At 73.0% G+C, this 20,106-nt stretch carries 2 protein-coding genes; both read left to right on the top strand.

All coding sequences use genetic code 11. The features are described from left to right. Window positions 1-9 precede the first annotated feature (9 nt). Window positions 10-9,627 carry a type I polyketide synthase gene (locus tag J2Z30_RS36120; protein WP_209468990.1) on the top strand — a complete coding sequence of 3,206 codons (9,618 nt, stop codon included), beginning with the start codon at window positions 10-12 and terminating at the stop codon, window positions 9,625-9,627. Between the two features lie 57 nt (window positions 9,628-9,684). Further along, window positions 9,685-20,043 (top strand): type I polyketide synthase, encoded by a 10,359-nt coding sequence (locus J2Z30_RS36125; RefSeq protein ID WP_209468991.1) that lies wholly within the window; start codon window positions 9,685-9,687, stop codon window positions 20,041-20,043. Window positions 20,044-20,106 lie beyond the last annotated feature (63 nt).

Here is a 20,106-nt window from a genome sequence, read left to right on the forward strand (position 1 = left end):
CTGGGGATAGTGGCGGAAGACGAAAAACTCCTTGACTACCTCAAGAAGGTGACCGCTGACCTGCGTCAGGCTCGTCGGCGACTTCGACAGGTGGAGGAGCGGGACCGGGAGCCCATCGCCATCGTGGCGATGAGCTGCCGGTACCCGGGGGGTGTGAGGACTCCGGAGGAGCTGTGGCGGCTCGTCGCCGAAGGCGGCGACGCCATCACCGAGTTCCCGCCCGACCGGGGCTGGGACGTGGATGGCTTCTTCGACCCGGACTCGGACCGGTCCGGCACCTTCTCCGTCCGTGAGGGCGGATTCCTGGACGCGCCCGGCGACTTCGACCCCGGCTTCTTCTCCATGAGCCCGCGGGAGGCGCTCGCCACCGACCCCCAGCAGCGGCTGCTGCTGGAGACCGCCTGGGAGGCGTTCGAGCGCGCCGGAATCGACCCGGCGTCGGTGCGGGGCAGCCAGGCCGGTGTGTTCGTCGGCGCCTCGCCCTCCGGCTACGGCGCCGGGGTCAGCGAGATGCCCGAAGGCGTGGAGGGGCTGCTGCTCGCGGGCAACGCCACCTCCGTGGTCTCCGGGCGGGTGGCCTACACCCTGGGCCTGGAGGGCCCGGCCGTGACGGTGGACACCGCGTGCTCGTCGTCGCTGGTGGCGCTGCACTGGGCCTGCCAGGCGCTCCGCCAGGAGGAGTGCTCGCTGGCCCTCGCGGGCGGTGTCGCCGTCATGTTCACCCCCAGCATGTTCGTGGAGTTCAGCAGGCAGGGAGGGCTCGCTCCCGACGGCCGGTGCAAGGCGTTCGGCGCGGGTGCCGACGGCACCGGCTGGGCGGAGGGCGTGGGCCTGCTCCTCCTGGAGCGGCTCTCCGACGCCCGGCGCAACGGCCACCCCGTGCTGGCCGTCGTCCGGGGCTCGGCGATCAACCAGGACGGCGCGTCCAACGGTCTGACGGCCCCCAACGGCCCCTCGCAGCGCCGGGTGATCCGCCAGGCGCTCAAGAACGCGGGGCTGACGCCCGCCGAGGTGGACGCGGTGGAGGCGCACGGCACGGGTACGTCGCTGGGCGACCCGATCGAGGCGCAGGCGCTGCTCGCCACCTACGGCAAGGAGCGGCCGGAGGACAAGCCGCTGTGGCTGGGCTCGCTGAAGTCCAACATCGGCCACTCCCAGGCCGCCGCCGGTGTCGGTGGGGTCATCAAGATGGTGATGGCCATGCGGAACGGCGTGCTGCCCAGGACCCTCCACGCGGATGAGCCGTCATCCCAGGTGGACTGGTCGGAGGGCGACATCCGGCTGCTCAACGAGCCGACCCCCTGGCCCGGGACCGAGCAGCCTCGCCGGGCCGGTGTGTCCTCGTTCGGCATCAGCGGCACGAACGCCCACGCGATCCTGGAGCAGGCTCCCGAGCCCGAGGGGGGCGAGGAGGCCGAGACCGAGGTCACCGAGGGGCCGGTGGCCTGGGTGGTGTCCGGCCGCAGCGCGGCCGGACTGCGGGCACAGGCGGGCAGGCTGCGGAGCTTCCTGGCCGAGCGTCCGGAGCTGAGCGCCGCCGATGTGGCGTACTCGCTGGTGGCGACCCGGTCGGTGTTCGAGCATCGCGGGGTGGTGACGGGAGCCGACCGTGAGGAGCTCCTGGAGCGGCTCGGCGCGTTGGCCGAGGATGAGGTTGCCTCGGGTGTGACGCGTGGCGTGGCGGATGTCCGTGGCCGTTCGGTGTTCGTGTTCCCCGGTCAGGGGGCGCAGTGGATGGGCATGGCGGTGGACTTGCTGGAGTCCTCGCCGGTGTTCGCGGAGGCGATCGCCGAGTGTGAGACGGCCCTGTCGGCGTACGTGGACTGGTCGCTGACGGACGTACTGCGCGGTGTTGACGGTGCTCCGGGCTTCGACCGGGTGGACGTGGTCCAGCCGGTGCTGTTCGCGGTGATGGTGTCGCTGGCGAGGCTGTGGCGTTCGGTGGGCGTCGAGCCGGACGCCGTGATGGGGCACAGCCAGGGTGAGATCGCCGCGGCGTGTGTCGCGGGTGCGCTCTCGCTGCAGGACGCCGCGAAGGTGGTGGCGTTGCGGTCGCAGGCCATCGCGGCCGGTCTCGCGGGCCGTGGTGGCATGGTGTCCGTCGGACTGCCGGCGGACCGGGCCAAGGAGCGAATCGCCGCCTGGGATGGCGCGATCTCGGTCGCCGCGGTCAACGGCCCGGGTTCGGTGGTGGTCTCCGGCGACCCGAAGGCGCTGGATGAGATGGTCGCCCAGTTGGAGGGCGAGGAGATCCGGGTTCGCCGGGTTCCGGTGGACTACGCCTCGCACTCCGCACACGTGGAGGCCATCCGCGAGGAGCTGCTGAAGGTCCTGGCGGACATCACGCCCCTTTCGTCGGAAGTGCCGTTCTACTCCACGGTGTCCGGCGAACTGGTGGACACCACCGGTCTGGACGCCGAGTACTGGTACCGCAACCTGCGCCGGACCGTCGAGCTTGAGGCCACCACCCGCACCCTCCTCGGCGCCGGCCACGCCACGTTCATCGAGGTGAGCCCGCATCCGGTGCTCACCCTTCCCGTCCAGCAGACGGTTGAATCCGCTGCGGCGCAGGCCGTGGTCGTCGGCACGCTGCGGCGGGACGAGGGCGGTCTGGAGCGGTTCCTGACCTCTGCCGCCGAGGTGTTCGCGCGCGGCACCAAGGTCGAGTGGAGGACCACGCTGGAGGGCCGTGGCGGCCGCCAGGCCGAGCTGCCGACCTACGCCTTCCAGCGCGACCGCTACTGGCTCGACGGCTTCGGCCTGCCGACCGGCGGAGGCGTGGCCGACGCCATCGGCTCCGTCGACGAGCGGTTCTGGGACGTGGTGGAGCGCCAGGACCTGGAGTCGCTGGCCGGAGCGCTGGCCGTCGACAGCGAGGCGCCGCTGAGCGCGGTGCTGCCCGCCCTGTCGGCGTACCACCGCAACAACCGCGACCAGTCCACGATCGACGGCTGGCGCTACCGGGTGTCGTGGAAGCCGCTCTCCGACGCCGCCGACGGCTCGCTGTCGGGGACGTGGCTGGTGGTGGTTCCGGCAGCCCGTGCCGGGGACCAACTCGTCTCGGAGGTTGTCACCGGGCTCGAGCGGCACGGCGCGGGTGTGGTCCCGGTCGCGGTGGACGAGCGGGACCTCGACGCGGACGCGCTGGCGGAGCGGCTGCGCGAGGTGGCAGCCGACACGCCCGAGCTGGGCGGTGTGCTGTCGCTGCTCGCCCTGGACGAGGAGCCCTGCCCGGGGCACCCGGCGCTGTCGGGCGGCTATGCGCTGACCCTGGTGCTGGTGCGGGCCATGGTGCAGGCCGACATTCCGGCCCGGTTGTGGTGCGGTACGCGCGGTGCCGTGTCGGTGGGCCGTTCGGACCGGCTCACCAGTCCGACCCAGGCCATGGTCTGGGCGCTGGGCCGGGTGGCCGGTCTTGAGCTGCCCCCGCTGTGGGGCGGTCTGGTCGATCTGCCCGAGTCGCTGGACGAGCGCGGCGCGGCGCGGCTGGCCGGTGTGCTGTCCGTCGAGGGCGGCGAGGACCAGGTCGCGGTGCGCGGCTCCGGTGTCTTCGTACGCCGTCTGGTGCGGTCCGCCCCGGCCGTCGGCGAGGAGACGTCGTGGCGGGCGCGCGGCACGGTGCTGGTCACCGGTGGCACGGGCGGGCTCGGCGGCCAGGTGGCCCGCTGGCTGGTCCGGAGCGGTGCCGAGCACCTGGTGCTGACCAGCCGCCGCGGTCTCGAGGCCGAAGGCGCCGCCGAGTTGAAGGCGGAGCTGGAGGCCATGGGCGCCGAGGTGACGGTGGCCGCGTGCGACGCGGCGGACCGCGACGCGCTCGCCGCCGTCCTGGCCGCCGTGCCGGAGCACCGGCCGCTCACCGCAGTGGTGCACGCGGCGGGTGTCACGATCGCGGCCTCCCTGCTGGAGACCGAGCTCGCGGACGCGGCCCGGGTGGTGTCGGGCAAGGTCGCGGGCGCCGTCAACCTGGACGAGCTGCTCGGCGACCGTGAGCTCGACGCGTTCGTGGTCTTCTCGTCCATCTCCGGTGTGTGGGGTGGCGGCAGCCAGGGCGTCTACGGCTCGGGCAACGCCTTCCTGGACGCGCTGGTGGAGCGGCGCCGTGCGCGGGGTCTCGCGGGCACCGCCGTCTCCTGGGGCCCGTGGGCCGAGGGCGGCATGGCCACCCGGGACGACGCCGGGGAGCAGCTGGCGCGGCGTGGACTGCCCGCGATGGCACCCCAGTTGGCGATCGCCGCTCTGGAGCGCGCGGTGGCCGGTGACGACGGTGTGGTGACGGTCGTGGACGTGGACTGGGAGCGGTTCGCGCCCTCGTTCACCGCGGTCCGCCCCAGCCCGTTGCTGAGCGACCTCGACGAGGTCCGGGCGCTGGAGACGAAGGGCGACGGTGGCGAGGGCGCCGACGCCGCCGGGGCGCAGCTGCGCGACCGGCTGAAGCCCCTCACCGAGGGCGAGCGGGACCGGGCGCTGCTCGATCTGGTGCGCAAGCACGCCGCCTCCGTGCTCGGCTACGCCTCCGCGGAGATGGTCGAGCCGAACCGGGCCTTCCGGGATCTGGGCTTCGACTCGCTGACCGCGGTCGACCTGCGCAACCGGCTGGCCGCCGAGACCGGTCTCAGCCTGCCCGCCACGCTGGTCTTCGACTACCCCAGCGCCGGCACGCTCGCGGCGCATCTGCGCACCGAGGTGCTGGGCACCTCGTCCCCGGCGCTCGCCACCGGGTCAGGGGCCGTGGCCGGGCCCGGCGCGGACGACGATCCCATCGCGATCGTCTCCATGAGCTGCCGCTTCCCCGGTGGGGTGCGGAGCCCGGAGGACCTGTGGCAGCTGGTCGACGGCGGCGGTGACGCCATCTCGTCCTTCCCGTCGGACCGCGGCTGGGACCTGTCGGGCATGTACGACCCGGACCCGGACCGGCCGGGCACGTTCTACGCCCGGGAAGGCGGATTCCTCTACGACGCGGGCGAGTTCGACCCCGGCTTCTTCGGGATCTCGCCCCGTGAGGCGCTGGCCACCGACCCCCAGCAGCGGCTGCTGCTGGAGACCTCGTGGGAGGCGTTCGAGCGGGCGGGCATCAACCCCGCGTCGGTGCGGGGCAGCCAGGTCGGTGTGTTCGTCGGCTTCTCGGGCTCCGGATACGGCACCAACCTGGAGACGGTGCCCGAGGACGTCGAGGGCCATCTGCTGACCGGCAACGCGGGCAGCGTGGTCTCCGGCCGTCTCGCCTACACCTACGGCCTGGAGGGCCCCGCCGTCACGGTGGACACCGCGTGCTCGTCCTCGCTGGTGGCCCTGCATCTGGCCTGCCAGTCGCTGCGTCAGGGCGAATGCTCCATGGCGCTGGTGGGCGGTGTGGCGGTGATGGCCACTCCGATGGCGTTCGTCGAGTTCAGCCGGCAGGGCGGGCTCGCTCCCGACGGCCGCTGCAAGCCGTTCTCGGCGGCGGCGGACGGTACCGGCTGGAGCGAGGGCGCCGATGTGCTGCTGGTGGAGCGGCTGTCGGACGCCCGGCGCAACGGCCACCAGGTGCTGGGCATCGTGCGGGGTTCGGCCGTGAACCAGGACGGTGCGAGCAATGGCCTGACCGCGCCCAACGGCCCCTCGCAGCAGCGGGTGATCCGTCAGGCGCTGGCCAGCGCCGGGGTGTCGGCCGCCGAGGTGGACGCGGTGGAGGCACACGGTACGGGCACCTCGCTGGGTGACCCGATCGAGGCGCAGGCGCTGCTGGCCACCTACGGCAAGGAGCGGCCGGAGGGCCGCCCGCTGTGGCTGGGCGCGCTGAAGTCGAACATCGGGCACACCCAGGCCGCGTCCGGGCTCGCCGGTGTCATCAAGATGGTCATGGCGATGCGGCACGGTGTGCTGCCGAAGATGCTGCACGTGGACGAGCCGTCACGCGAAGTGGACTGGTCGGCGGGCGAGGTGCGGCTGCTGACCGAGGCCACCGCGTGGCCGGAGACGGGGCAGCCGCGCCGGGCCGGTGTCTCCGCGTTCGGCGTGAGCGGCACCAACGCGCACACCATCATCGAGCAGGCCCCCTCGGACGGCCAGGACACGCGACCGGCCGAGGTGGCGTCTCCCGACGACCGTGGCGCGGCTCCCTGGACGCTCTCCGCCCGGAGCGCGGACGGGCTGCGCGCCCAGGCACGGCGACTGCGGGCCCAGCTGAGCGCACGGCCGGAGCTGAGCCTGAGGGACGTCGGATACTCCCTGGTCGCCACCCGGTCGGTGTTCGAGCACCGTGCCGTGCTGACCGGCGCGGACCGTACGGAGCTGCTGCGCGGGCTCGAGGCCGTCGCCACCGGCGAGGAGGCCCCCGGGGTCGTGCGCTCGGTCGCCACTCCGACCGGGATCACCGCGTTCCTGTTCTCGGGCCAGGGCGCCCAGCGCCTGGGCATGGGGCGGGAGTTGTACGACGCCTTCCCGGTGTTCGCCCAGGCCCTGGACGAGGTGTGCGCACACCTGGACGTAACTCTGGACCGTCCGCTGAAGGACGTGATGTTCGCGGCGGAGGGCAGCGCCGATGCCGAGCTGCTGGACCGGACGGCGTTCACCCAGCCCGCGCTGTTCGCGGTCGAGGTGGCGCTGTTCCGGCTGCTGTCCGCGTGGGGCGTGGCACCGGATGTGGTGATCGGCCACTCCATCGGTGAGATCGCCGCCGCCCATGTGGCCGGGGTGTTCTCCCTGGAGGACGCCTGCACCCTGGTGGCCGCCCGTGGCCGGCTGATGGAGGCGCTGCCCGAGGGCGGCGCGATGGTCGCCATCGAGGCGTCGGAGGAGGAGGTCGCGCCGTCGCTGGCCGGGCGTGCGGCCGAGGTGGGCATCGCCGCGGTCAACAGCCACGCCTCCGTGGTCATCGCCGGTGACGAGGGAGCGGCGCTGGAGATCGCCGGACAGTGGGCGGAGCAGGGCCGCAAGACCCGCCGGCTGCGGGTCAGCCACGCGTTCCACTCGCCGCGCATGGACGCGATGCTGGCCGACTTCCGCAAGGTCGTCGAGGGACTGTCGTTCGCCCCGCCGGCCATCGCCCTGGTGTCCAATGTGACGGGCAAGTCGGCGGGCGCCGACGAGGTGTGCTCGCCGGAGTACTGGGTGCGCCACGTCCGCGAGGCGGTGCGCTTCGCGGACGGGATGCGCTCCCTGGAGAACGCGGGAGTGACCAGGTTCTTCGAGGTGGGCCCCGACGGTGTCCTCTCGGCGATGGCACGCGAGTGCCTGACGGCGGAGGAGACTTTCGCCCCCGTCGTGGTGCCCGCGCTGCGCAAGGACCGCCCGGAGGCCCAGGCCCTGACGGCGGCGCTGGCCGAACTCCACGTCCACGGCGTCACCGTGGCCTGGGAGGCCCTGTTCGCGGGCGAGGAGGTCCGGCGGGTCGAGCTGCCGACGTACGCGTTCCAGCGGCAGCGCTACTGGCTGGACGCCCCCGCGAGCGGTGCCTCCGACGCCTCCGTCTCCGCGGACGAAGGTGACGCCCGGTTCTGGGACGCGGTCGAGCGCGAGGATCTGGAGGCCCTGACCACCGCGCTGCACGTGGACGGGAACGCCTCGCTGACCGAGGTGCTCCCCGCCCTGTCGTCCTACCGCAAGGGCCACCGCGAGCGGTCCACGGTGGACGGCTGGCGCTACCAGATCGCCTGGACCCCGGTGTCCGAGCTCGCGGAGCGGGCGCTGACCGGGACCTGGATGGTCATCGTTCCGCGGTCGCACGCCGACGACGAGCTGGTCACCTCCGCGGTGGCCATGCTGGAGCGGCAGGGCGCGGAGGTGGCGCGGATCGCCCTCGACGGCGCGGCGGACATCGACCGCGCGGCGGTCGCCGGGCGACTGCGCACGGCGGCCGAGGCCGCGCCGGACGGGGCCGTCAGTGGGGTGCTCTCCCTGTTGGCCCTGGACGAGAGCCCCACCCCCGAGCACGCGGTCGTGCCACAGGGGCTCGCGCTCAACCTCGTCGCCCTGCAGGCACTCGTGGACGCCGGTGTCGAGGCCCCGCTGTGGGTGGCGACGCGGGGCGCCGTGTCGGTGACCGGATCCGACAGCCTGCACAGCGCCGCCCAGGCGCAGATGTGGGGCCTCGGCCGGGTCGCCGGTCTGGAGCACCCCCGGCTCTGGGGCGGTCTGGTCGACCTCCCGGAGACGCTCGACGAGCGGGCCGCGGCCCGGCTGTCCGGTGTGCTGGGCGGTGGCGCGGGCGAGTTCGAGGACCAGGTGGCGGTGCGCACGTCCGGTGTGTTCACCCGGCGCCTGGTGCGGGCCACCGCGCCGCGGACCGCGGCCCGGCCGTGGAGCGCGCGCGGCTCGGTGCTGGTGACCGGCGGCACCGGGGGAGTGGGCAGCCAGGTGGCCCGGTGGCTGGCAAGCGCCGGTGCCGAGCACCTGGTGCTGACCAGCCGCCGTGGCCCGGAGGCCGACGGTGCGGCCGAACTGCGCGACGAGCTCACCGCGTTGGGCGCGGACGTGACCATCGCGGCGTGTGACACCGCCGACCGCGAGGCCCTGGCCGCCGTACTGGCCGCCATCCCGGAGCGGTATCCGCTGAGCGCCGTGGTACACGCGGCGGGTGTCCTGGACGACGGTGTCCTGGACGCGATGTCGGTGGAGCGGGTCGCGGGCGTGCTGCGTCCCAAGGTGGACGGGGCCCGCAACCTGCACGAGCTGACCGAGGGCCTCGACCTCTCCGCGTTCGTGCTGTTCTCCTCGCTCGCCGGAGCCATCGGCGGCGCCGGGCAGGGCAGTTACGCGGCGGCCAACGCCTACCTCGACGCCCTGGCGCAGCAGCGCCGGGCCCAGGGCCTGGCGGCCACCTCGGTGGCCTGGGGCCCGTGGGCCGAGGGCGGCATGGCGGTCGATGGGGCGCTGGAGGACCGGCTGCGGCGCGGCGGCATGGCCGCGATGACCCCGGAGCTGGCGGTCAAGGCCCTTCAGCAGGCCCTCGACCTGCAGGAGACCCACCTGGCCGTCGCCGACCTCGACTGGGAGCGATTCGTCCCCTCCTACACCGCCGTACGGGCCAGCCGGCTGCTGGACGAGGTGCCCGAGGCGCGGCGGATCCTGGAGGCCGCGATCGGCGGTGGCACCGCCACACAGTTCGAGACCGGTGGCTCGGAGCTGCGGGAGCGGCTCGCCGGACTGTCCGAGGCGGAACAGGAACGAGCGCTGCTCGACCTGGTCACCACGCAGGTGGCGATGGTGCTGGGCTTCCCGTCGGTGGAGTCGGTCGAGTCCCAGCGGGCCTTCCGCGAACTCGGCTTCGACTCGCTGACCGCCGTCGAACTGCGCAACCGGCTCGACGCGGCGACGGGCCTGCGCCTGCCCGCGACGATCGTCTTCGACCACCCGACGCCCGTGGCGCTCGCCCGCCGACTGCGGACCGACGTCGTGCGGGACGGGGTCTCGGCGGCCGCACCGATCCTCGGCGAACTGGACCGGATCGAGGCGGCGATGGCCACGATCTCCGCCGACGACGTGGACCGGCCGAGGATCACCACGCGCCTGCAGACGCTCCTTCTGAAGTGGGGAGAGGCGGAACAGGAATCGCCCACCTCGGGCAAGAAGGCGGTTTCGGACAAGATTCAGTCGGCGACGTCGGACGAGATCTTCGACTTCATCGACAAGGAGCTCGGGATCTCCTGAGCTGGCGCGGTCGGTTCCCGAGGGTCGTTCCTTACTACTTCCATGGGTGACATAACAATGAACGAAGAGAAGCTTCTCGACTATCTCAAGCGGGTGACCGCGGATCTCCAGCAGACTCGCCAGCGCCTGCTCGAGGCCGAGTCGGCGGACCAGGAACCGATCGCGATCGTCGCCATGAGCTGCCGGTTCCCCGGCGGGGTGAACTCTCCCGAAGACCTGTGGCGCATGGTGGCGGAGGGCACCGACGCGATCTCGGAATTCCCCATGGACCGGGGCTGGGACATCGACGCCCTCTACGACGAGGACCCGGACCGTCCCGGCACCAGCTATACGACCGAGGGCGGTTTCCTGGAGAACGCCGACCAGTTCGACCCGGCGTTCTTCGGGATCTCGCCGCGTGAGGCGCTGTCGATGGACCCGCAGCAGCGGCTGCTGCTGGAAACCTCGTGGGAGGCGATCGAGCGGGCGGGCATCGACCCGACGTCCCTGCGCGGCAGCAGGACCGGCGTGTTCGTCGGCACCAACGGCCAGGACTACTCCATGCTCCTGCTCGGCGCGGCCGAGAGCCTGGAGGATGTCGAGGGCCACTCGGGCACCGGCAACGCGGCGAGCATCGTCTCCGGCCGGATCTCCTACACCATGGGTCTCGAGGGCCCCGCGCTCTCCGTCGACACGGCGTGCTCGTCGTCCCTCGTGGCCCTGCACCTCGCCGTTCAGGCGCTGCGTCAGCGCGAGTGCACGCTCGCGCTGGCCGGTGGCGTCACGGTGATGTCCACCCCGTCGGCGTTCGTCCAGTTCAGCAGGCAGCGCGGCTTGGCGGCGGACGGCCGGTGCAAGCCGTTCGGCGCCGCGGCCGACGGCACCGGCTGGGGCGAGGGCGTCGGCATGCTGCTCGTGGAGCGGCTGTCCGACGCCGAGCGCAACGGCCACAAGGTGCTGGCCGTCGTCCGGGGTTCGGCGATCAACCAGGACGGCGCGTCCAACGGTCTGACGGCGCCCAACGGCATCTCGCAGCAGCGGGTCATCCGCCAGGCGCTGACCAGCGCCCGGCTGTCGGCCGCCGAGGTGGACGCGGTCGAGGCGCACGGTACGGGTACGACCCTCGGTGACCCGATCGAGGCCCAGGCGCTGATGGCCACGTACGGGCAGGACCGGCCCACCGACCAGCCGCTGTGGCTGGGCGGCATCAAGTCCAACATCGGTCATACACAGGCCGCCGCCGGTGTCGCCGGGGTCATCAAGATGGTGATGGCCATGCGCGAGGGCGTGCTGCCGAAGACGCTCCACGCGGAGGAGCCGTCGCCGCACATCGACTGGACCGGCGGCGCCGTCTCCCTGCTGCACGAGACGGCCCCGTGGCCGGACCGGGATCACCCGCGCCGTGCCGCCGTGTCCTCGTTCGGCATGAGCGGCACCAACGCCCACACCATCCTGGAGCAGGCCCCGGAGTCCGAGGCGGCCGAGGCCACTGAGTCCGGGGCCGTCGACGGCCCGGTGGCATGGGTCGTGTCGGGCCGTGGCGCCGAGGGGCTGCGGGCGCAGGCCGGGCAGCTCCGCGCATTCCTCACGGAGCGCCCGGAGCTGAGCACGGCGGACGTGGCGCTCTCGCTGGCCACGACGAGGTCCGCCTTCGAGCACCGGGCCGTGGTGACCGGGACCGGCCGTGAGGAACTCCTCCAGCGGCTGGAGGCGGTCGCCGAGGACACCTCCACGTCGAACGGAGTGGTGCGCGGGAGGACCGGCGACGCCGGCCGTTCGGTGTTCGTGTTCCCCGGTCAGGGGGCGCAGTGGATGGGCATGGCGGTGGACTTGCTGGAGTCCTCGCCGGTGTTCGCCGAGGCGATGGCCGAGTGTGAGACGGCCCTGTCGGCCCATGTCGACTGGTCGCTGACGGACGTACTGCGCGGAGCCGAGGGCGCTCCGGGCTTCGACCGGGTGGACGTGGTCCAGCCGGTGCTGTTCGCGGTGATGGTGTCGCTGGCGAGGCTGTGGCGTTCGGTGGGTGTGGAGCCGGATGCCGTCATGGGGCACAGCCAGGGCGAGATCGCCGCGGCGTGCGTGGCCGGTGCGCTCTCGCTGCAGGACGCGGCCAAGGTGGTCAGCTTGCGCTCGCAGGCCATCGCGGTGGGCCTTGCGGGCCGTGGTGGCATGGTGTCCGTCGGGCTGCCGGTCGAGCAGGTCAGGGAGCGTATCGCCGCCTGGGATGGCGCGATCTCGGTCGCCGCGGTCAACGGTCCGGGTTCCGTCGTGGTGTCCGGTGACCCGGGCGCGCTGGACGAGATGGTGGTCCGGCTGGAGGGCGAGGAGATCCGGGTTCGCCGGGTTCCGGTGGACTACGCCTCGCACTCCGCACACGTGGAGGCGATCCGCGACGAGCTGCTGAGGGTCCTCGCCGGTATCGAGCCGCGCGCGTCCGAGGTGCCGTTCTACTCGACGGTGTCCGGCGAGCTGGTGGACACGACCGGTCTGGACGCCGAGTACTGGTACCGCAACCTGCGGCAGACCGTCGAACTGGAGGCCACCACGCGGAGGCTGCTGGACGACGGCCACTCCGTGTTCATCGAGGCCAGCCCGCACCCGGTCCTTACCCTCCCCGTGCAGCAGACGGTTGAAACCGCTGAGACGCAGGCCGTGGTCGTCGGCACGCTGCGGCGTGACGAGGGCGGTCCGGAGCGGTTCCTGAACTCCGCCGCCGAGGTGTTCGTGCGCGGCGTCACGGTGGACTGGGCCGCCCTGATCGAGGGCCGTGGCGCCCGCCGGGTCGAGCTGCCGACCTACGCCTTCCGCCGTCAGCGCTACTGGCTGGACGTGTCGGCCGCCGAGGTGTCCGCCACCGCCGACGGCCTGGCCGCGGACGCGGTGGACGCGCGCTTCTGGGAGGCCGTGGAGCGCGAGGATCTGGAGGCGCTGGTCCGCACGCTGGAGGTGGAGGACGAGGAGCAGCAGTCGTCGCTGACGGCGCTGCTTCCCGCACTGTCGTCCTGGCGCCGTCAGCGCCGTGAGCAGAACACGGTGGACAGCTGGCGCTACAAGGTGGTCTGGAAGCCCCTGGCGTCCGCCACCGAGGCGGCCCTCTCGGGCACCTGGCTCGTCGTCCTCCCCGCGTCGCACGCCGACGACGCCCTCGTGTCCGCCACGGTGAACGGGCTGGAGACGAGCGGCGCCGACATCGTCCGGGTGGTGCTCGACGAATCGGGCAACGACCGCTGGACAGTGGCGGAGCGGCTGCGCGCGGCGCTCGACGGGGCCGGGGCGGAGCCCTCGGGCGTGGCGGGCGTGTTCTCGCTGCTGGGTCTTGACGAGTCCGGCCACGCGACGTTCGAGGTGGTGCCCGCCGGACTGGCGGCCATGGTGGCGCTGGTCCAGGGGCTGGGCGACGCGGGTGTGGTGGCCCCGCTGTGGTGCGGCACCCGTGGCGCGGTTTCCGTCGGTCGCTCCGACCGGCTGATGAGCCCGGCGCAGGCGATGGTGTGGGGCCTGGGCCGCATTGTCGGCGTGGAGTACCCCCAGCGCTGGGGCGGCGCGGTCGATCTGCCCGAGACCATGGACGGCCGCGCGGTGGCCCGTCTGATCGGAGTGCTGGCGGACACGGAGGGCGAGGACCAGGTCGCGGTGCGCGGCTCCGGTGTGTTCGCCAAGCGCATGGTGCGTGCCTCCGCGGCCGAGGACGCCGAGGGCCTTGGCTCCTGGCAGAGCCGGGGCTCGGTGCTGGTGACCGGTGGCACGGGCGCGCTCGGTGGCCATGTGGCCCGGTGGCTGGCGCGTACGGGTGCCGGGCATCTGGTATTGACGAGCCGTCGTGGCATGGAGGCCGAGGGCGCCGCCGAGTTGAAGGCGGAGCTGGAAGACCTCGGGGCCCGGGTGACGGTGGCGGCGTGTGACGCGGCCGACCGGGATGCGCTGGCCGCGGTGCTGAATGGAATCCCGCGGGAGTTCCCGCTGACCGCCGTGGTGCACACCGCCGGTGTGCTGGACGACGGTGTGGTGGACGCGCTGACGGTGCGCCGCGCGGCCGGGGTGCTGCGCCCGAAGGTGGACGCCACGCGGAATCTGCACGAGCTGACCGCCGGAATGGACCTGTCGGCCTTCGTGCTGTTCTCCTCCGGGGCGGGCACGCTGGGCGGCCCGGGTCAGGGCAGCTACGCGGCGGGCAACGCCTACCTCGACGCGCTGGCGCTGCAGCGGCGCGCGGACGGCCTTCCGGCCACGTCCATCGCCTGGGGCGCCTGGGCCGGAGGCGGCCTCGGCTCCGGCGCGGTCGGCGAGCGGATGGACCGCTCCGGCATGGTCGGCATGGTGCCCGAGCTGGCCATCTCCGGAATGCAGCAGGCCCTGGAACTGGACGAGACCTTCCTGGTCATCGCCGAGATCGACTGGGACCGCTTCCAGCCGGACTTCGTCGGCTCACGTCCGAACGCGCTGTTCCGCGAGGTGCCCGAGCTGAACCGTCCGGCCGCCGCCGGTGGCGCCGACGCGGGCGACGGCGACGACGCGATTTCCGCGCTGCGCCGGGAGATGGCCGAGCTGCCCGCCGCCGAGCAGCCCAAGCTGCTCCTGGAGCTGGTGCGCAACCAGGCCGCCGACGTCCTCGGCTACGACAGCGCGGACGCGGTGGAGGCCGACCGTGCCTTCCGCGACCTCGGCTTCGACTCGCTGACCGCCGTCGAGCTGCGCAACCGCCTCGGTGTGGTGACCGGCCTCCGACTGCCGGTCACCTGCGTCTTCGACTACCCGACCGCCACGGTGCTGGCCCGGTACCTGCACACCGAGATGTTCGGCGACCAGCCGGTCACCTCGGGCGCCACCGCCGCCGCACCCCAGCGGCCGGAGGGGCTCGACAAGCCCCTGACCACCGATGAGCCCATCGCCATCATCGGCATGAGCTGCCGGTTCCCCGGCGGGGTGCGCAGCCCCGAGGAGCTGTGGAACCTGCTGATGGCCGAGGGAGACGTGATCTCCGCGTTCCCCGACGACCGTGGCTGGGACATCGACGGCCTCTACGACCCGGACCCCGAGAAGTCCGGCACCAGCTACGTCCAGGCGGGCGGCTTCCTCGACGAGGTGGGCCACTTCGACCCGGGCTTCTTCGGGATCTCGCCGCGTGAGGCGATGGCGATCGACCCGCAGCAGCGGCTGCTGCTGGAGACCTCCTGGGAGGCGTTCGAGCGCGCCGGGGTCGACCCCGTGGCGCTGCGCGGCAGCCAGACCGGCGTCTTCATCGGCTCCAACTACCACGACTACGGCTCGCGCATCCTGAGCGACGCCGAGGGAGTGGAGGGATACCTCGGACTCGGCAGCGCCCCCAGCGTCTCGTCCGGCCGTATCTCCTACACCTTCGGCTTCGAGGGCCCGGCCGTCACGGTGGACACGGCGTGCTCGTCGTCGCTGGTCGCACTCCACCTGGCCTGCCAGTCGCTGCGGCAGGGCGAGTCCTCGGTGGCGCTGGCCGGCGGTGTGACCATCATGGCCACGCCGGGTACGTTCATCGAGTTCAGCGCCCAGCGGGTGCTGTCGTTCGACGGCCGGTGCAAGGCGTTCTCGGCGGCCGCCGACGGCACCGGCTGGTCCGAGGGCGTCGGCATGCTGCTCGTGGAGCGGCTGTCGGACGCGCAGCGCAAGGGCCACAAGGTGCTGGCCGTCATCCGGGGTTCGGCCATCAACCAGGACGGCGCCTCCAACGGTCTGACGGCGCCCAACGGCCCGTCGCAGCAGCGGCTGATCGAGCAGACGCTGGCCGGTGCCCGGCTGGTCTCCGCCGACGTGGACGTGGTCGAGGCACATGGCACCGGCACTCCGCTCGGCGACCCGATCGAGGCGCAGGCACTGCTGGCCACCTACGGCCAGGGCCGCCCCGAGGGCCAGCCGCTGCTGCTGGGCGCCATCAAGTCCAACATCGGTCATACGCAGGCGGCCGCCGGTGTCGCCGGGGTCATCAAGATGGTGATGGCCATGCGCGAAGGCACCCTTCCCAAGACGCTGCACGTGGACGAGGCGTCGCCGCATGTGGACTGGTCGGCGGGCGACCTGGAGCTGCTGACCGAGGCCGTGCCCTGGCCGGAGCGGGACCACCCGCGCAGGGCGGCGGTGTCCGCCTTCGGCGTGAGCGGCACCAACGCGCACACCATCATCGAGCAGGCGCCGGTCTCCGACGAGCCGGAGGCGCCACGGGCGGAGGAGGCCCCGGACACCACCGCGGCCCCGGTGCCGTGGATCCTGTCCGGCCGGACCGACGCCGCCCTCCGGGGTCAGGCCGAGCGGCTGCGGGACCAACTGGCCACCGCCACCGCAGAGTTCATGCCCACCGTGGACGTCGGTTATTCCCTCGCGATGACCCGGTCGCTCTTCGACCACCGGGCCGCGCTCGTCGGCGAGGACCGCGCGGACCTGTTGCGTGGCCTCGAGGCCATCGCGAAGGGCGAGACCGCGCCCGGCGTCGTACGCGGCGTGGCGGGAGCGGCCGGCAAGACGGCGTTCCTGTTCTCGGGCCAGGGCGCGCAGCGCCTCGGCATGGGACGGGAGCTGTACGACGCCTTCCCGGCGTTCGCCGACGCGTGGGACGAGGTGTGCGCCCACCTGGACGGTCTGCTCGACCGTCCGCTGCGGGACGTGGTGTTCGCGGCGGAGGGGAGCGCGGACGCCGAGCTGCTGGACCGGACGGCGTTCACCCAGCCCGCGCTGTTCGCGGTCGAGGTGGCGCTGTTCCGGCTGCTGGAGCACTGGGGCGTCAGCCCCGATGTGGTGATCGGCCACTCCATCGGTGAGATCGCCGCCGCCCACGTGGCCGGGGTGTTCTCGCTGGAGGACGCGTGCGCCCTGGTGGCCGCCCGTGGCCGGCTGATGCAGGCGCTGCCCGCGGGCGGCGCCATGGTGGCGGTGCAGGCGTCGGAGGACGAGATCGCTCCGTCGCTGGCCGGGCGTGCGGCCGAGGTGAGCGTCGCCGCCGTCAACGGCCCCACGTCCGTGGTCATCGCGGGCGACGAGGCACCGGCGCTGGAGATCGCCGCCGAGTGGGAGCGGCAGGGCCGCAAGACCCGTCGGCTGCGGGTCAGCCACGCCTTCCACTCGCCCCGCATGGACGCGATGCTCGGCGACTTCCGCAAGGTCGTCGAGGAACTGTCGTTCACCCCGCCGGCCATCGCCCTGGTCTCCAATGTGACGGGTCGGCCGGCCGGTGCGGACGAGGTGTGCTCCGCGGAGTACTGGGTCCGCCATGTGCGGGAGGCGGTGCGGTTCGCGGACGGTGTGCGGGCGCTCGAAGCGCAGGGCGTGTCCCGGTTCGTCGAGGTCGGCCCCGATGGCGTGCTCACCGCGATGGCGCGGGAGTGCCTGACGGCCGAGGAGCCTTCGGCTCCCGTCGTGGTGCCGGTGCTGCGCAAGGACCGTCCCGAGACGCGGGCGCTGACCACGGCGCTGGCCGAGCTCCACGTGAACGGCGTCGCGGTGGACTGGGAGCGGCTCTTCGCCGGACGTGACGCCCGGCAGGTCGAGCTGCCCACCTACGCCTTCCAGCGGGAGCGCTACTGGCTGGAGGCCCTGACGTCGTTCGCCAGCGATGTCACCGCCGTGGGGCTCATCCCGCCGACGCATCCGCTGCTGGGCGCCGCCGTGGAGCTGCCCGACGCGGACGGCTTCCTCTTCACCAGCCGCCTCTCGCCGCAGACGCACCCGTGGCTCGTCGACCACACGATCCAGGACACGATCCTGCTGCCCGGCACCGCCTTCCTCGAACTGGCCCTGTACGCCGCCGACCAGGTGGGCTGCGACCGGGTCGAGGAGCTGACCCTCACGGCGCCGCTGGCGCTGCCCGAACGCGGCGCGGTCCACCTCCAGCTGGCGGTGAGCGGGCCGGACGAGAACGGCGCGCGCTCGCTGAACGTGTACTCCCGGCTGGAAGAGCCCGGTATGGAGCAGCCGTGGATCCAGCACGCCTCCGGCCTGCTCGCCCAGGGCGGCGCACCGGACGAGACCGGCCCGGCCGACCTCGCCGTATGGCCCCCGGAGGGCGCGGAGCGGATCGACACCGAGGACGTCTACGACCGGATGGCCGCGGGTGGCTTCGCCTACGGCCCGGTGTTCCAGGGGCTTCGGTCGGTGTGGATCCGTGGCGACGAGGTCTTCGCCGAGGTGCGGCTGCCCGAGGAGAACACCTCGGACGCCGGGCGGTTCGGACTGCACCCGGCCCTGCTGGACGCGGCGGTCCAGGCCGTCATGTTCGTACCCCAGGAGGAGGCGGGTCTCGCCAGGCTCCCGTTCTCCTGGACCGGCGTATCACTGCGGGCCACGGGCGCCTCGGAGCTGCGGGTGCGCCTCAGCTCGCTCGGGCCCGACTCGATCGGCCTCACGGTGGCCGACACCAGTGGCCGCTCCGTGGCCACCGTCGACTCCCTGGTGCTGCGGCTCGTCGCGGAGGGGCAGATCCAGTCGGCCGGCTCCCCGGCGGGCGGGCATGACTCGCTCTTCCGGCTGGACTGGACCCCCGTCCCCGTCGGCGCCCCGGCCCCCGCCTCCGAAGGCACCTGGGCCGTGCTGGGCACCGACGAACTGGGGGTGCGCTCCGGCTTCGAGGCCGCGGGCGCGGACGTGGTGGCGTACGCGGATCTGGCCGCGCTGCGCGAGGCGGTCGACGCCGGGGCCACGGCGCCGGACGTCGTCATGGTGGCGGGCGCCGCGGAGGCGGTCGGCATCGACGACGGCGCGGACCTGGCGGGACGGGTGCGTGGCACCACGTACCGCGCGCTGGAGCTGGTGCGGACGTGGGTCACCGACGACCGGTTCGACGACTCCTACCTGGTGTTCGTGACCCGCGGCGCGATGGGCGCCCGCGCATCCGACGAGGTGCGCACCCCGGCCGAGGCCGCCGTATGGGGCCTGCTGCGCTCCGCGCAGACCGAGCACCCCGGGAAGTTCCTCCTGGTGGACCTGGACCCGGAGGAGCAGGGCGAGGTGTCCTCGGTGCTCCGGACGGCCCTGACCGCCGAGGAGCCGCAGGTGGCGGTGCGCGACGGACGGGTGCTCGCGGCGCGTCTCGCCCGGGTGGCCCCGGCCGAGGACCGGCCCGAGCCGGAGACCACGCCGTTCGACGGCCGTGGCACGGTGCTGATCACGGGTGGTACGGGTGGTCTGGGTGCGCTGTTGGCCCGTCATCTGGTGGTGGAGCACGGTGTCCGGCGGTTGGTGTTGACGAGTCGTCGTGGTGTGGAGGCGCCGGGTGCGGCGGAGTTGGTGGCGGAGTTGGCGGGGCTGGGTGCCGAGGCGGCGGCGGTGGCGTGTGATGTCGCCGATCGTGCTTCGGTGGAGAGCCTGTTGAAGGGGATTGGTTCGGAGCGTCCGCTGTCGGCCGTGGTGCATGCGGCGGGTGTGCTGGATGACGGTGTGGTGGAGTCGCTGACGCCGGAGCGGGTGGACAGGGTGCTGCGTCCGAAGGTGGACGCGGCGCTGCACCTCCACGAGCTCACGCGCGGCCTCGACCTCTCCGCGTTCGTGGTGTTCTCGTCGGCCTCCTCCAACTTCGGTGGCGGCGGCCAGGCCAACTACGCGGCGGCCAACGCCTTCCTTGACGCCCTGGCGCACCAGCGCCGCGCGCTCGGCCTCCCCGCGGTCTCCCTGGCCTGGGGCATGTGGGAGCAGCGCAGCGAGATGACCGGGGACCTCGGCGAGGCCGACCTCCAGCGCATCGCCCGCGCCGGGCTCAACGCGCTCACCTCCGAAGAGGGCCTCGCGCTGTTCGACGACGCGCTCGGGACCGACGAGACCGTGCTCGTGCCGACCCATGTGGACCTCGCCGCCCTGCGCGTCCAGGCCCGCACCGGCGACGTGCCCGCTCTGCTGCGCGGTCTGGTGCGTGTGCCCCGGCGCCGGGTCGCGGCGGCGGAGACCGCGCAGACCGGCACCGGGTCGCTGCGGGACCGCCTGGCCGGTCTCTCCGCGGCCGACCAGTACCGGGCCCTGCTGGACCTGGTGCGGGTGCAGGTGGCGACCGTACTCGGGCATGGCTCGCCGGAGGCCGTGGAGCCCGACATGGCCTTCAAGGACATGGGATTCGACTCCCTGACCACGGTGGAGCTGCGCAACCGGCTCAACGCGGAGACCGGGCTGCGGCTGTCGGCCGTGCTGGTCTTCGACCACCCGACCCCCACGGCGCTGGTGGATCACCTGCGGGAGGAACTCCTGCCGGACGGCGGCGCGGGCGAGCCCGTGGTCTTCGCCGAGCTCGACAAGCTGGAGCCGCTGCTCTCCAACGTGATGGACGACGGCGAGACCCGCACCAAGGTGGCCGACCGGCTGAGGGAGCTCCTGGAGAAGCTGGGCGAGGCCGCCGACGGCGCCGACGCCACCGCCGAGATGGCCGAACGCATCGGATCCTCCTCCAACGACGAGCTGTTCGCCTTCATCGACAACGAACTGGGTCTCTCGTGAACCGTTCTCAAGAGCCCGCCAATCCCGACTGGAAAGAGAGTGACGGAGAACGGTGAGTGAGAC

The sequence above is a fragment of the Streptomyces iranensis genome (assembly GCF_017874715.1).
GTDB lineage: Bacteria > Actinomycetota > Actinomycetes > Streptomycetales > Streptomycetaceae > Streptomyces > Streptomyces iranensis.

What these genes read in the sequence shown, in the direction of transcription:
- J2Z30_RS36125 (WP_209468991.1), top strand. Translation starts at nt 9,685, where the DNA reads ATGAACGAAGAGAAGCTTCTCGACTATCTCAAGCGGGTGACCGCGGAT.